The organism is Muricomes intestini, from assembly GCF_004346165.1.
Lineage (GTDB): Bacteria > Bacillota > Clostridia > Lachnospirales > Lachnospiraceae > Muricomes > Muricomes intestini.
In genome coordinates, this window is record NZ_SLZZ01000005.1 from 51,008 (window position 1) to 64,695 (window position 13,688).

11 protein-coding genes are annotated in these 13,688 nt (G+C 45.9%); 10 read left to right on the top strand and 1 reads right to left on the bottom strand.

What is annotated here, in order from left to right; translation table 11 throughout:
* Window positions 1-122: 122 nt before the first annotated feature.
* The 10 genes from EDD59_RS05035 (at window position 123) to EDD59_RS05080 (ending at window position 13,030) form a co-directional block, all read left to right on the top strand.
* Window positions 123-419: a hypothetical protein gene (locus EDD59_RS05035; RefSeq protein WP_132379545.1), complete on the top strand. Its 297-nt coding sequence runs from the start codon at window positions 123-125 to the stop codon at window positions 417-419.
* Window positions 420-783: 364 nt separating this feature from the next.
* Window positions 784-2,595: an indolepyruvate ferredoxin oxidoreductase subunit alpha gene (iorA, locus tag EDD59_RS05040; RefSeq protein ID WP_132379547.1), complete on the top strand. Its 1,812-nt coding sequence runs from the start codon at window positions 784-786 to the stop codon at window positions 2,593-2,595.
* Window positions 2,588-3,178, top strand: coding sequence for an indolepyruvate oxidoreductase subunit beta (locus EDD59_RS05045; protein WP_132379549.1), 591 nt, complete (start codon window positions 2,588-2,590; stop codon window positions 3,176-3,178). Before iorA ends, EDD59_RS05045 begins: the two co-directional genes overlap by 8 nt.
* A 13-nt stretch (window positions 3,179-3,191) precedes the next feature.
* Entirely contained in the window at window positions 3,192-4,424 is a 1,233-nt protein-coding gene (locus EDD59_RS05050; protein ID WP_132379551.1) for a phenylacetate--CoA ligase family protein, read from the top strand.
* A gap of 109 nt (window positions 4,425-4,533) precedes the next feature.
* Window positions 4,534-5,313, top strand: a complete 780-nt coding sequence (gene hisA, locus EDD59_RS05055; protein WP_132379553.1) for a phosphoribosylformimino-5-aminoimidazole carboxamide ribotide isomerase — start codon at window positions 4,534-4,536, stop codon at window positions 5,311-5,313.
* Between the two features lie 66 nt (window positions 5,314-5,379).
* Window positions 5,380-7,953, top strand: coding sequence for a preprotein translocase subunit SecA (secA, locus tag EDD59_RS05060; protein ID WP_132379555.1), 2,574 nt, complete (start codon window positions 5,380-5,382; stop codon window positions 7,951-7,953).
* Between the two features lie 208 nt (window positions 7,954-8,161).
* Window positions 8,162-9,263 (top strand): peptide chain release factor 2 gene (gene prfB / locus EDD59_RS05065; RefSeq protein WP_132379557.1). Its coding sequence is split into 2 segments (ribosomal slippage): window positions 8,162-8,236 and window positions 8,238-9,263, totalling 1,101 coding nucleotides; the frame shifts between segments, so codons are not numbered across the junction.
* Window positions 9,264-9,300: 37 nt separating this feature from the next.
* Window positions 9,301-10,518: a homoserine dehydrogenase gene (locus EDD59_RS05070; protein ID WP_132379559.1), complete on the top strand. Its 1,218-nt coding sequence runs from the start codon at window positions 9,301-9,303 to the stop codon at window positions 10,516-10,518.
* A gap of 36 nt (window positions 10,519-10,554) precedes the next feature.
* Window positions 10,555-11,775 (top strand): cofactor-independent phosphoglycerate mutase, encoded by a 1,221-nt coding sequence (locus tag EDD59_RS05075; RefSeq protein ID WP_132379561.1) that lies wholly within the window; start codon window positions 10,555-10,557, stop codon window positions 11,773-11,775.
* Between the two features lie 46 nt (window positions 11,776-11,821).
* Window positions 11,822-13,030: an aspartate kinase gene (locus EDD59_RS05080; protein ID WP_132379563.1), complete on the top strand. Its 1,209-nt coding sequence runs from the start codon at window positions 11,822-11,824 to the stop codon at window positions 13,028-13,030.
* 102 nt (window positions 13,031-13,132) lie between these two features.
* Here EDD59_RS05080 and EDD59_RS05085 read toward each other — a convergent pair whose 3' ends face one another.
* Window positions 13,133-13,507, bottom strand: a complete 375-nt coding sequence (locus tag EDD59_RS05085; protein ID WP_132379565.1) for a helix-turn-helix domain-containing protein — start codon at window positions 13,505-13,507, stop codon at window positions 13,133-13,135.
* Window positions 13,508-13,688 lie beyond the last annotated feature (181 nt).

The window sequence follows — 13,688 nt, forward strand, 5'->3', positions numbered from 1 at the left end:
TCGTAAATATTTCTGCCCTCCTGAATAGTTGCGAAAAATTTAGAAAATTTTCCCATACATAAAGAATCAAAAAATTGCAAATATTACTAACGCAAGATTATTTATGGAAAGGGAGAAATAGAATGAAAAAAATAAAAAAGTTCTTATTATTGATGATGTGCGTAGGCGTACTTGGAAGTATGACAGCCTGCGGTAACAACAAAGACACAACCAATGGAACAACAGATACCACAGACGATAACGGAGTAAACGATACGAATGACACAAATGATACGACCGTCGACGATGAAAATGACGGAGTAGTAGACGACGCGGTGGATAAGGCTACAGACAATGTAGACAAAGCTACAGATAATCTGACAGATGACAATGGGGCAGCGAAAGATAATCTGGATGAAAGAAACACAAATGATAAATAAGTGAAAAGGGGTCTGACCCTTTTGACCGCCGAATTCTGAATTATCGCGATAATTCAGAAAATGGAGCTCAAAAGGGTCAGACCCCTTTTTTTCTTTCATTTTCAACTTTAATGTGTTAAAATAGCAAAGTGATAACTGCTCAGAAGCAAGCAGATATATTTAGAAATACACCGTGAAAGCTTGCTTTCTAAGGTGTATTTCTAAATATATCTATTTGGCGAGAGCCAAACAGCGAGAAAACCGCAGGTTTTTGAGCTGAGCTTGAACCGCAGGTTTTTGAGCTGAGCTTGAACCGCAGATTTTTGGGCTGAGCTTGAACTTAAACTATTACCACAGAGTCAAAAAAAGTGAAAGGGAGATTCGTATGAGCGTAAATAGGAAGCTTGTAATGGGGAATGAAGCGATTGCTCTGGGAGCCATTCGCGCCGGTGTGCGGATGGTGGCCGGGTATCCGGGGACACCTTCCACGGAAATACTGGAGACAGTCGCAAAGCAGAATAGGGGAAATATCCATGTGGAGTGGTCAGTCAATGAGAAGGCGGCGATGGAGGTCGGCGCAGGTGCTGCATATGCAGGGGCCCGAACCCTGGTGACGATGAAACAAGTCGGTTTGAATGTGGCATCCGACCCCTTGATGAGCCTTGCCTATGTGGGAGTAAAAGGCGGAATGGTTATTGTCTCCGCGGATGATCCGGGCCCCATTTCTTCCCAGACAGAGCAGGATACAAGAAATTTTGCACAATTTTCCAAGCTCCCTGTATTTGATCCTTCCTCCCCGGAGGAGGCATATTTGATGATAGCGGACGCTTTTGAATTCTCTGAGAGATATCAGACGCCGGTACTATTCCGGCCGACTACCAGGATTTGCCATGCCTGTGTCAGTCTCAATCTGCTGCCGGATATGGAAGTGCCTGAACCAGAAGGGTTTGTGAAGGACACAATGAGGTGGGTGATTTTTCCAAGGACATCCTATGAGAATCATATAAAAATTGAAGACAGAAATGAAAAGCTTTCAGATGTATTTTCTTCTTATGCCGGGAATTGTATACGGGCGGGAAATGGGAAAAAGGGTATTGTTTCAGGTGGGGTGAGTTATGCTTATACAAATGAAGTGCTTCCGAAAGAAGTTCCACTTTTGAAAGTCAGTACGCCCCATCCTTTTCCGGAGCGGCTTGCAAAAGAATTTGTAGAGCAGCTGGATGAGGTTCTGGTTCTGGAAGAACTGGATCCTGTGATTGAAAAAGAGTTACTTCAGATTGTAGGAAAATATCATCTCAACGTGACAATACGGGGGAAATTGACCCACGATACGAAAAACGCCGGTGAGAACAGCGTGGAGAGCATCGCAGAGGATTTGGAAAGCTTTCTGAAGAACTCAAAAGGAGAGAAAAGGACAGAGCCGGCACCGGAGAAAGCACCCGCCTTGCCCGTCAGGCCGCCGGTCTTATGTGCGGGATGTCCCCACCGAGCCTCCTTTTATGCGGTGAAAAAGGCTATGAAGGGAAAGAAGGCTGTATTCAGCGGAGATATCGGATGCTATACCCTGGGAAATGCAAAACCGCTGGATATGGTGGACACCTGTCTGTGCATGGGAGCCGATGTAACCATTGCCCAGGGATTACATATTATTGAAAATGATGCGGTAAATTTTGCGTTTATCGGAGATTCTACGTTTTTTGCATCAGGAATCACAGGTGTTGTAAATGCAGTTTACAATCAGACAGATATTGTCCTGATCGTGCTGGATAATTCTACGACAGCCATGACGGGGCACCAGCCTCATCCAGGTACAGGAATAACCATGATGGGAGATGTGGTGGCAAAAATCAGCATAGAAAACATTCTGAGAGGAATCGGGGTGACTTTTGTGGAAACTGTGGACCCGCTGGAGCTGGATGCCGCTGTAGATACAGTGAAACGGGCAGCAGATGCACCGGGAGTCCGTGCAGTCATATTTAAATCCCCATGCATTGCTGTCTGCAGGCCGGGAAAACTTTTTCAGGTAGACCAGGAAGAGTGCAGAAAATGTAGAACGTGTATCAATCAATTGGGATGTCCGGCAATCACAATAAACGATGGGGCGGTGGAGATAGATTCATCACTGTGTTATGGCTGCGGGCTGTGCAGCCAAGTCTGTCCCTTTCAGGCAATCAGGGAGGTGGAAACCAATGAATAAAAATTGTCTGTTATGCGGTGTAGGCGGGCAGGGCGTGGTTCTCGCCTCAAAATTGATTGCATTTGCGGCGATGAGACAGGGAAAATCCGTGCGCACTGCAGAAACCATCGGGATGGCACAGCGGGGAGGCTCTGTGGTGAGTCATGTGCGAATAGGTGAAGAAATATATTCTCCTCAGATCCCTTTAAAAAGTGCAGATCTGATTCTTGCTTTTGAGCCGGCGGAGGCGGTGCGGAGTCTTCCTTACCTGAAAGCGGGCGGCACAGTAATTGTGAGCAGCAAGGCAATAAAGCCGGTTATTTCTACTTTGAACGGCAGCGCATATGAAGGAAAAGAGATGCTGGACTATCTAAAGGAAAAGGCAGATAAAGTGGCTGTCCTGTCCGGTGAGTATATCTGCCGCCAGGCAGGTTCGGCAAAAGTGCTGAATGCAGCACTTTTGGGAGCAGCGGCAGCCAGCGGAGCACTTGACATTTCTATAGAAGAAATGGGCCGGGCTGTCAAAGAGAATGTAAAAGAAAAATATCAGGAAATGAATCATAAAGCACTGGAGCTTGGAAAAGCAGCCTTTGAACAGATATAGAGGAGAAAATCGTATGAAAATGACAGAACTTCAGTTAGAATTGATAAAGGATAACTTGAAACAGCTGACCTCCAAGGACTGCTTTTACAAAGAAAAGTTTAAAGACATCAACATTTCTTCTGTACAAAGCCAGGAAGAATTTGAAACACTCCCGTTCACCTGGAAGGGTGACCTGCGGGAAGCTTATCCCTTGGGGCTGCAGGCTGTTCCGGATGAGGAGATTGTGCGCATTCATTCTTCTTCGGGGACAACAGGTACCCCTGTGATTATTCCTTACACAAAGAAGGATGTGGATGACTGGGCAAAAATGTTTGCCCGCTGTTATGAGCTCGCTGGAATCACATCCCTGGATAGGATTCAGATCACACCGGGGTATGGATTGTGGACCGCTGGAATCGGATTCCAGGCAGGAGCAGAGCATCTGGGCGCTATGACTATACCTATGGGCCCGGGAAATACCGATAAACAGCTTCGGATGATGCAGGACATGAAACCGACAGTTTTGTGTGCCACATCTTCCTATGCCCTCCTTCTGGCAGAGGAGATTGCAAAGAGAGGGATAGGAAATAAAATTTACCTGAAAAAGGGTGTCATTGGCTCCGAGCGCTGGGGCGAAAAAATGAGAAAACGTATTGCAGATGAGCTGGGAGTACAGTTGTATGATATTTACGGGCTGACAGAGGTATATGGTCCAGGAATCGCCATGAGCTGCGATTACGAATGCGGAATGCACTACTGGGATGATTATCTGTACTTTGAAATTGTGGATCCGAAGACCGGAAAAAATGTCCCCGACGGAGAAATCGGAGAACTGGTCATTACAACCTTGCGCAAGCAGGGAGCTCCACTTATACGATATCGCACCCATGATCTGACACGCTTCCTGCCAGGTGAATGCAAATGCGGTTCCCGATTTCCCAGAATCGACACACTGATTGGAAGAACAGACGATATGGTAAAAGTAAAAGGGGTCAACATTTTCCCGAGCCAGATAGAAGACATGCTTAAAAATGTGCCGGAGGCATCCAGCGAGTATCAATTTATGCTGGATCATATGAGTGGAAAAGATGTATGCACCCTGTTTGTGGAAATCAACAGAGGCATCGATAAAAAGCAGGCCGGGAATGCCGTGAAAAAAGAATTCAAAACAAAAATCGGCATCACGGTAAATGTAATGCCTGTCTCTATCGGAGACCTGCCGAGAAGCGAAAAAAAATCAACCAGAATATTTGACAATAGATATTAGTGGAAAAAGGGGTCTGACCCTTTTGCCCACCGTTTTCTGAATTATCGCGATAATTCAGAAAATGGAGTTCAAAAGGGTCAGACCCCTTTTCAGAAATGTGAGGTTTTCTATGAGGTTCAGACCGTGTATTGATATTCATAATGGGAAGGTGAAGCAGATTGTGGGCGGAAGCCTTAAGGATGAGGGGAATCAGGCGGTGGTAAATTTTTCTTCTGAGATTGATGCTGCCTGGTATGCCGGCCTTTACCGGAGGGACAACCTTACGGGGGGACATATTATTCTTTTGAATTCCCGGGAGTCAGAGTGTTTTGAGGCGACGAGGAACCAGGCATTGGAAGCTCTTAAAGCATATCCCAAGGGGATGCAGATCGGGGGTGGAATTACGGCGGAGAATGCCGCCGGATATCTGGAGGCGGGAGCCAGCCATGTCATTGTGACTTCGTATGTATTTCGGGAGGGGAAGTTCTGCCGGGAAAATCTGGAGAAACTGGTACAAGCCGTGGGGAAAAAACATCTGGTTTTGGATTTGAGCTGCCGGAAAAGGGGAGATTCTTATTTTATTGTGACTGACCGTTGGCAGAGCTTTACGGATCTTTGTCTGACACAGGAAGTATTATCGGATTTATCCAAATACTGTGATGAGTTTCTTGTGCACGGAGCGGATGTTGAGGGCAGGTCTTCCGGGATGGAGACAGGACTTGTGCGCATGCTGGGCCAGTGGAATCAAATACCAGTCACATATGCAGGTGGAATCGGGAGTCTGGAGGATCTGGGAAAATTCTGCGAAATGAGCGGAGGGAACCTTGACTTTACAATCGGAAGTGCACTGGACTTATTCGGCGGAAATATTCCCTATGACGTTATCGCAAACTATAAAGGAAAATGTTGAATAAACAAGAGGATAGTGTTAGAATGAGGTTTAGAGTAAATTTAGACAAGGAGTAAATTGTAGATTATGGGTTTGATTGAAAAAATTTTCGGAACGCATAGCGAAAATGAATTAAAGCGTATTTATCCGATTGTAGACCGTATAGAGGCCTTGGAACCAGAGATGCAGGCCCTGTCTGATACAGAATTAAAAGATAAAACAAGAGAGTTCAAAAAACGCCTCGAGGATGGAGAAACTCTGGATGATATCCTCCCTGAGGCATTTGCCGTTGTAAGGGAGGCGGCAACAAGATGCCTGGGGATGCGCCATTACCGGGTTCAGCTTATTGGCGGTATTATTCTCCATCAGGGACGTATCTCCGAGATGAAGACCGGTGAGGGAAAGACTTTGGTTTCCACTCTTCCTGCGTATCTGAATGCGCTGGAGGAAAAGGGCGTGCACATTGTAACAGTCAATGACTACCTTGCAAAACGTGATGCCGAGTGGATGGGAAAGGTCCATGAGTTCCTTGGACTGACTGTTGGTGTCGTCCTGAACTCTATGGATAACGATGAGCGCCGTGCGGCGTATAACTGTGACATTACTTATGTGACAAATAATGAGCTGGGCTTTGACTATCTTCGTGATAATATGGTTATATACAAAGAACAACTTGTCCAGAGAGGCCTTCATTACGCAATTATTGATGAGGTCGATTCTGTATTGATTGATGAGGCGAGAACCCCTCTTATTATATCCGGGCAGAGTGATAAATCTACAAAACTGTACGAAGCATGCGATATTCTCGCCGGCCAGCTGGAAAAAGGCGAAGCCAGCGGTGAGTTCTCCAAGATGAACGCTATTATGGGCGAGGAGATTGAGGAGACCGGAGATTTCATTGTAAATGAAAAGGAAAAGACGGTCAATCTTACAGAAGACGGGGTAAAAAAGGCAGAGAAGTTTTTCCACATTGATAATCTGGCAGATGCGGAGAACCTGGAAATCCAGCATAACATTATACTTGCACTGCGCGCACATAACCTGATGTTCCGTGATCAGGATTATGTAGTGACCCCGGAAGGAGAGGTTATGATTGTCGATGAGTTCACCGGGCGGATTATGCCGGGACGCCGCTATTCGGACGGACTGCATCAGGCAATTGAGGCGAAAGAACATGTGAAGGTAAAAAGAGAAAGCAAGACTCTCGCCAATATCACATTCCAGAATTTGTTTAATAAATTTGATAAAAAGAGCGGTATGACCGGTACAGCCCTTACCGAGGAAAAGGAATTCCGTGACATTTACGGGATGGACGTTATAGAGATTCCGACCAATGAACCGGTTCGGAGAGTGGATCTGGAGGACGCTGTCTATAAGACTGAGAAAGAGAAGTTTAAGGCTGTCGTAGAGGAAGTGAAGAAAGCTCACGAAAAAGGACAGCCGGTGTTGGTAGGTACGATTACCATAGAGATTTCCGAACTTCTGAGCAAAATGTTGAAAAAGGAAGGTATTCTTCACAAGGTGCTGAATGCAAAGTACCATGAGCTGGAAGCTGAAATTGTGGCAGATGCAGGTATACACGGGGCTGTGACCATTGCTACCAATATGGCTGGCCGCGGTACGGATATTAAGCTGGATGACGAGTCAAGAGCTGCAGGAGGACTGAAAATTATCGGTACTGAGCGCCATGAATCCAGACGAATCGATAATCAGCTCCGGGGACGTTCCGGACGTCAGGGCGATCCGGGAGAGTCACGGTTTTACATTTCACTGGAGGACGATCTGATGCGTCTGTTCGGCTCCGAGAAATTAATGAATGTCTTTACCACCCTCGGCGTGGCAGAGGGAGAGCAGATTGAACATAAGATGCTTTCCAATGCAATCGAGAAGGCTCAGCAAAAGATTGAAAGCAACAACTTCGGTATCCGCAAGAATTTGCTGGAATATGACCAGGTTATGAATGAACAGCGTGAAATCATCTATGGAGAGAGACGCCGCGTTCTGGACGGCGAAAGCATGCGGGACACTATTTACAATATGATCACCGAGTATGTGGAAAATGTGACAGACCGTTTTGCCTCTTCTGAGGCAGAAGCGGAGGAATGGGATATGCAGGGCCTTGATGTTACACTCCGCAGTGTCATTCCCCAGCTTCAGCTGCCGGCTGCAGAGGAAACAAGGGACATGCAGCAGAAGGAACTGAAACATCTTCTCAAAGAGCGTGCTGTAAAAGCATACGAGGCAAAGGAAGCAGAATTTCCGGAGGCGGAGCATCTGCGTGAAATTGAGCGGGTAGTATTGCTGAAGGCCATTGACGGAAGATGGATGGATCACATTGACGATATGGATCAGCTTCGCCAGGGCATCGGGCTTCAGGCATACGGACAGAGGGATCCGCTTGTGGAATATAAGATGATAGGCTATGATATGTTCGGTGAAATGACAAACGCTATAGCTGAAATAACTGTCCGCACCCTGTTCCACATCCGCATTGAACAGAAAGTAGAGAGAGAGCAGGTTGCGCAGGCTACAGGTACGAATAAGGATGAGAGTGCCCTGCGTGAACCAAAGAAGAGGGCAGAGAAGAAGATTTATCCCAACGATCCATGCCCCTGTGGCAGTGGAAAGAAATACAAACAATGCCACGGGCGCAGGGCGTAAGTAGGGTCAAAGACCCCGCAGCAAGCTGACGGGGCATCAAACTTGCAGCGCAGCAAGCTGCGGGGTCTTTGACCCTCGCGGCAGTCGCCAAATGGAAATGCAAGCATTTCCATTTGGCTTGTTGCTCGCGGGAATAAAGAATCTGGATGCCATATGAGAATCTGCATAAAAACAGATTCTCATTTAAAATAAGAAAGAGGTGAGAAAAGTGGTTTTGTTGGAAGAATTGAAAACAAGGCTGAGTGCATATGAAGAACCGCTGAAAGATCTGAGGGATTCACTTTGACTTAGCGTCAAAGAAAAAGCGGATAGAAGAGCTGGAGCGCAAGATCGAAGAGCCGGGATTCTGGGACAATCCCGATGATTCCACACGCACCATGAAATATCTAAAAGGTCTTCAGGAGTCTGTGAAGCAGATAGAAAATCTCTACACCGATTACGAGGACATGAACCTTCTGATTGAAATGAGCGAAGAAGATTCCGACGAAGAGACAATAAAAGGAATTGAGGAAGAGCTGGACAGATTTTCGGAAGATTTTGAAGAACTGAGAATTCAGACACTCCTTATAGGGGAATATGACAGCAGCAATGCAATCGTCACACTCCACGCAGGGGCCGGAGGCACGGAATCCTGCGACTGGACCGGCATGCTGTACCGGATGTACACCCGCTGGGCCGAGAAAAAGGGATTTTCTCTTGAGGTTCTGGACTATCTGGACGGAGATATAGCAGGCGTAAAAGGAGTCACTTTCGAGGTGGCGGGGGAGAATGCTTATGGGTATCTCCGCTCTGAGAAAGGGGTACACCGTCTGGTCAGAATTTCTCCTTTCAATGCGGCGGGAAAACGGCAGACATCTTTTGCCTCCTGTGATGTCATCCCGGATATTGAGGACGATATAGACATTGAAATAAATGAAGATGATCTGCGCATCGACACATACCGTTCAGGCGGTGCAGGGGGGCAGCATGTAAATAAGACCTCTTCCGCAGTCCGTATCACACATCTGCCGACGGGAATTGTGGTGCAGTGCCAAAATGAGCGCTCCCAGCACATGAACAAAGATAAGGCAATGCAGATGTTAAAAGCAAAGCTCTATCTTTTAAAGCAGCAGGAGCAGGCGGAAAAGGTATCTGATATTCGGGGCGAGACAAAGGATATTGGATTTGGAAACCAGATCAGATCCTATGTAATGCAGCCGTACACATTAGTAAAAGATCACAGAACTGATGCAGAAACAGGCAATGTTAATGCAGTTATGGATGGAAACATTGACTTGTTCATCAACGCATACCTGGCTGCAAAGTCATAGACAAAAAGAAGGGAAATGAGACAAAAAGGAGGAAGAGATGGTAAACATAGCGGTAATGGGATATGGTACAGTTGGCTCGGGAATTGTGGAAGTCGTCAACACAAATGGAAAGCGAATCAACCAGAGGGTAGGAGATGACATCAACATCAAATATGTTCTGGATTTGAAAGATTTTCCAGGAGATCCGGTGCAGGAAAAAATAGTGCATGATTTTGAGATTATAGAGAAAGATGCGGAGGTCAAAATCGTAGCAGAAGTGATGGGAGGTATTGAACCCGCCTATACTTTTGTGAAAAGGTGCCTGCAGGCCGGAAAAAGTGTTGCCACCTCAAACAAAGCCCTAGTGGCGAAACACGGAGCTGAGCTGCTGTCTATTGCCATGGACAACAACATCAACTTCCTCTTTGAAGCCAGTGTAGGAGGCGGCATCCCGATTATCCGTCCCTTAAATTCCTCCATGACGGCAGATGAGATTGAGGAAATTACAGGGATCTTAAACGGTACCACAAATTATATGCTGAGCAAAATGTTTTATGAGGGGGCCGATTATGATGAGGTTCTGAAGGAAGCCCAGGCAAAGGGATATGCGGAGCGCAACCCGGAGGCTGATGTGGAGGGTTATGACGCCTGCAGAAAAATTGCTATTTTATCTTCATTGATCTCCGGCCAGCAGGTTGATTTTGAGGATATCTATACAGAGGGCATCACGGAAATTACAAAACAGGACATGATGTATGCAAAGGCTCTGGGCATGACCATCAAGCTGCTGGCTTCCAGCAGGAGGGACAGCGATCATCTTCATGCTATTGTGGCCCCCTATATGCTTCAAAGAAATCATCCCCTTTATAATGTAAATGATGTATTTAATGCAATTTTTGTTCATGGCAATGTAGTGGGCGATCTTATGTTTTATGGAAGTGGTGCAGGCAAGCTGCCCACTGCTAGTGCAGTAGTTGCTGATATTGTGGATGAGGCAAAGCATTTGAACAGAAATATTATGACCATGTGGGACAGCGAAAAGTTAAATCTGCAGCCTATAGAAGATACAAGTAAGAAATATTTTGTAAGAATCAAAGGCGAGGCTGATGCCCTGAAAGCACATCTGGAAAGCAAATTCGGTCCTGTTGAAATTGTGCGGATTGAGGAACTGGAAAATGAGTTCGGCTTTGTGACCGGCAAGATGACAGAAGGCACATATGCAGAGCAGGCAAAAGAGTTTCCGGGAATTCTGCATATGATACGCATAGAAGAATGATAAGACGGTACATTGGTTTTTAACGGGAGAGAGAAGATGAAATATATAATTGTATTGTGTGACGGAATGGCGGATGAACCTTTGGGGGAGCTGGGAGGAAAGACACCTCTTGGGGCAGCCAAGACACCGAATATGGATGTTCTGGCTCCAAAATCAGAGATTGGCATGGTGCGTACTGTACCCGAGGGCATGGCACCGGGAAGTGATACCGCAAACTTGTCTGTCATAGGATACGATCCAAGAAGATACTATACAGGAAGATCCCCTCTGGAGGCCTTAAGCATTGGAGTGGATATGGAGCCGTCAGATGTGGCCTTTCGGTGTAATCTTGTAACTTTGACAGAAGAACAGGATACATATGAGGACAGAATCATCACGGATCACAGTTCTGGTGAAATCAGTACAGAAGATGCCTCGGTTCTTATGGATGCCCTAAAGAAAGGTCTGGCCCGGGAGGGCTATGAATTTTATGTGGGAACCAGCTACCGTCATTTGCTGGTACAAAAGCAAGGAAAGGTGGTGGAGCTGACGCCGCCTCATGATATTCTCACAAGACGGATAGGAGATTATCTTCCGAAAGAACCCGTGCTGCGGGAAATGATGGAAAAGAGTTATGAAATCCTGTCTCTCCATCCTCTGAATATTGAGAGAAAGAAGAATGGGAAAAATTCTGCCAACTCCGCGTGGTTCTGGGGAGCAGGCACAAGACCTGCCCTGACCTCTTTCGAGGAAAAAAATAAAAAACGGGGTGCTATGATTTCGGCGGTGGATTTGCTAAAAGGCATTGCAGCAGGCGCAGGGATGCATAATATTCCTGTAAAAGGAGCCAACGGCGGGTTAGATACAAACTATGCCGGAAAAGCTCAGGCTGCTGTGGATGCATTGTTGCGCGAAGGTTATGACTTTGTGTATATCCACATAGAGGCGCCGGATGAGATGGGACATCAGGGAAGCGCAGAAAATAAAATCAAAGCTATTGAAAATATAGACGCGTATATCATCGGATCAGTGACAGAAGCTCTTAAGGCTGCGGGCGAAGAGTTCCGCATGCTGATATTACCGGATCATCCTACCCCTGTTAGAATCAGAACCCATACAAAGGACCCGGTTCCATATCTGCTTTATGATAGCAGACACACGTTCAAGGGAATGAGGGAATATAATGAAGAGACGGCAAGTCAGACAGGAATACTGGAAGAAGAGGGGTATACACTAATTACCCATTTATTTGATTGCAGTTTAGCAGAATTGAGCTGATGACTGAACTGTAACTTTACGAAATGTAGGCAGCCAGGAGGATAATATGCTGATAGTAAAAAAATTTGGGGGCAGCTCAGTTGCAGACCAGGAGTGCATTTTCCGTGTAGCAGAGCGTTGCATAGAGGATTACAGGAACGGAAATGAGGTCATTGTTGTATTATCGGCAATGGGCGATACAACAGACCAGTTGATCGAAAAGGCGAAAAACATTACAGCCCGGCCATCAAAACGAGAAATGGATATGCTGCTCACAACCGGGGAGCAGGTTTCGGTTTCTCTGATGGCTATGGCAATCAATTCACTGGGAGTCCCCGCAGTTTCTTTGAATGCATTTCAGATAAGAATGCACAGCACTTCTGCATACGGAAGTGCCAGGATGAAGCGCGTGGAGGCGGAACGGATACGCCATGAACTGGATTCCAAAAAAATTGTAGTCATAACAGGCTTTCAGGGAATAAATAAATACGAGGATTATAGTACTTTAGGGCGGGGCGGCTCCGACACCACAGCTGTAGCTATTGCAGCCGCAATGCATGCAGATACCTGTGAAATCTACACAGATGTGGACGGTGTATACACAGCAGATCCCCGTGTTGTATCAAATGCAAGGAAATTGGATACTATCAGTTATGATGAGATGCTGGAACTTGCTTCCCTGGGAGCAAAGGTGCTTCATAACCGATCAGTGGAGATGGCAAAAAAATACGGGGTGCAGCTGGTGGTACGTTCCAGTATGAACCGGGAAGAAGGAACGGTTGTCAAGGAGGTAGGAAAATTGGAAAAAATGTTAATCAGCGGAGTTGCATCCGATAAGAATACATCGAGGATCTCTGTAATCGGAATTGATGATAAGCCCGGCGTGGCATTTAAGATATTCAATACACTTGCGAAAAACAATATTAACGTGGACATCATTTTACAGTCCGTAGGCCGTGAGGGGACAAAAGATATCTCCTTTACGGTTGCCCAGGATGACCGGGATGCGACCCTGGAGGTGCTGGAGAAAAATAAAGAGATACTGACAATTCAGGAAATCAGCTATGAAGATAATGTGGCGAAAATATCTATCGTAGGGGCGGGCATGATGAGCAATCCGGGAGTTGCGGCCCAAATGTTTGAAGCACTTTTCAATGCAAATATAAACATAAGCATGATATCCACATCTGAGGTGCGGATAACTGTACTGATAGATGAAAATGATGTAGAGAGGGCCATGCGTGCGGTTCATGATGGCTTTGGACTGGCAGATTAAGTCAAATGGAAATGCAAGCATTTCCGCTTGGCTCGTTGCCCGCGGGAATAAAAAGAGCTGCTCTTTTGAAGTAAGGGAATCCTGTTTCAAAAAAGTGGCTCTTTATTGGTCTAAAAGTTTATCTATGATGATTTTACACTCATGGTCTGTTCTTCGGTATCTTTTAATGAAGTTAACTTCATCCGCCGTGAGATAAAACATGTCAGCAGTTTCAATTTCCATACCGGGTGTGTAGGGTCCCTTTTGCTCCAGTATAATGCCTTTGGCCGAGATAGGCTGATTGACCAGCTGATCTAGTGTGATATTATAAATCTGTGAGAGCTTGATTAAAAGATCCAAATCAGGGGTTCGCTTACTTGTCTCATAATTCGAGTATGCCTGTCTGGAGATATTAAGCTTTCTGCCCAAAGCTTCCTGTGTGTACCCTTTTGCCTTCCGCAAATTGCATAAGTTTTCTACCAGTTGTATGTTAGACAATGCTATACCACCTCCACTTACAGGAATTCTTTATAACTGTTCAGGAGGGCAAGCTCGAATCCCTTAGTAAGCGAGCTTACTAAGGGCGGCTTGTAGATATTTCTGCCCTCCTGTATAGCTGTCATAAATTATAGCAATTTTCCCTGTAAATAGAAATGATTGCGACAAAACGTAGTTTTAT

Coding starts and splice junctions, on each gene's coding strand:
- EDD59_RS05035 (WP_132379545.1), top strand. CDS start 123: ATGAAAAAAATAAAAAAGTTCTTATTATTGATGATGTGCGTAGGCGTA.
- EDD59_RS05075 (WP_132379561.1), top strand. CDS start 10,555: ATGAAATATATAATTGTATTGTGTGACGGAATGGCGGATGAACCTTTG.
- EDD59_RS05070 (WP_132379559.1), top strand. CDS start 9,301: ATGGTAAACATAGCGGTAATGGGATATGGTACAGTTGGCTCGGGAATT.
- EDD59_RS05080 (WP_132379563.1), top strand. CDS start 11,822: ATGCTGATAGTAAAAAAATTTGGGGGCAGCTCAGTTGCAGACCAGGAG.
- iorA (WP_132379547.1), top strand. CDS start 784: ATGAGCGTAAATAGGAAGCTTGTAATGGGGAATGAAGCGATTGCTCTG.
- EDD59_RS05045 (WP_132379549.1), top strand. CDS start 2,588: ATGAATAAAAATTGTCTGTTATGCGGTGTAGGCGGGCAGGGCGTGGTT.
- hisA (WP_132379553.1), top strand. CDS start 4,534: ATGAGGTTCAGACCGTGTATTGATATTCATAATGGGAAGGTGAAGCAG.
- EDD59_RS05050 (WP_132379551.1), top strand. CDS start 3,192: ATGAAAATGACAGAACTTCAGTTAGAATTGATAAAGGATAACTTGAAA.
- secA (WP_132379555.1), top strand. CDS start 5,380: ATGGGTTTGATTGAAAAAATTTTCGGAACGCATAGCGAAAATGAATTA.